The following is an 822-nucleotide window of genomic DNA, read 5'->3' as shown; positions in this document are numbered from 1 at the left end:
GATTTGCCCACATTCGGTAAACCAACGATACCGCACTTAAATCCCATACTATTTTCCTTTTGGTAAAACCGTTAGTGGCAACGGTTAGGGTTAAATTTTAAATCCATTCAAACGATTCATCGCTTTGCTGATTCCATCGGTCAGCAGAATATCCACACTGATAGCGGCTTCTTCAATCGTTTGTTCGATCAAGTTTAATTCAGTTTTCGGCGGTTTGTTTAAGACATAACCGCTGACCAGGTTTTTATCGCCGGGGTGTCCGATGCCGATTCGCAGACGGTAGAAATTTTTGTTATTACCCAGATTGGCGATAATGTCTTTCAGCCCGTTGTGCCCACCGTGTCCGCCGCCTTGTTTGATTTTGGCGGTGCCGGGCGGCAGATCCAATTCATCGTGAAGCACCAAGATTTGTTCAGGTTGAATACGATAGAAATTTGCCAACGCCCCAACGGCTTTGCCGCTCAGGTTCATAAAGGTGGTCGGCAGCAAAAACCGCACTTCGTTGCCTGATATCAGCGTACGTGCGGTTTTGCCGGAAAATTTGCTTTCCGGTGTGAGCGAGAGGTTATATTGGCAGCAGAGTTGCTCCAACAGCCATTCCCCGGCGTTATGCCGGGTTTGTGCATATTGGCTGCCGGGATTGCCTAAACCAACGATAAGTTTTATTTCGGACACGGTAGTTTCACTGTTTGCGTTAATAACGGATTGAGCTAAAAAATAGGCGCATATTGTATGCGAAAGTGTGGTTTTTCTCAATCGAAACTGAAACCGCACTTTATAACCGTAGCGTAAAATAACAATACAATAAGCAAAGTGCGGTTT

The 822-nt window shown here is 45.5% G+C and carries 1 protein-coding gene; it reads right to left on the bottom strand.

Annotated features, from left to right (window positions below):
- Nucleotides 1-90 precede the first annotated feature (90 nt).
- Nucleotides 91-675: an aminoacyl-tRNA hydrolase gene (pth, locus tag FHQ30_RS12660; RefSeq protein WP_139615124.1), complete on the bottom strand. Its 585-nt coding sequence runs from the start codon at nt 673-675 to the stop codon at nt 91-93.
- Nucleotides 676-822: the final 147 nt, after the last annotated feature.

The sequence above is a fragment of the Testudinibacter sp. 'clade 2' genome, assembly GCF_006227735.1.
Taxonomy (GTDB): Bacteria; Pseudomonadota; Gammaproteobacteria; order Enterobacterales; family Pasteurellaceae; genus Chelonobacter.
This window is presented reverse-complemented; position numbering and strand designations above follow the sequence as displayed.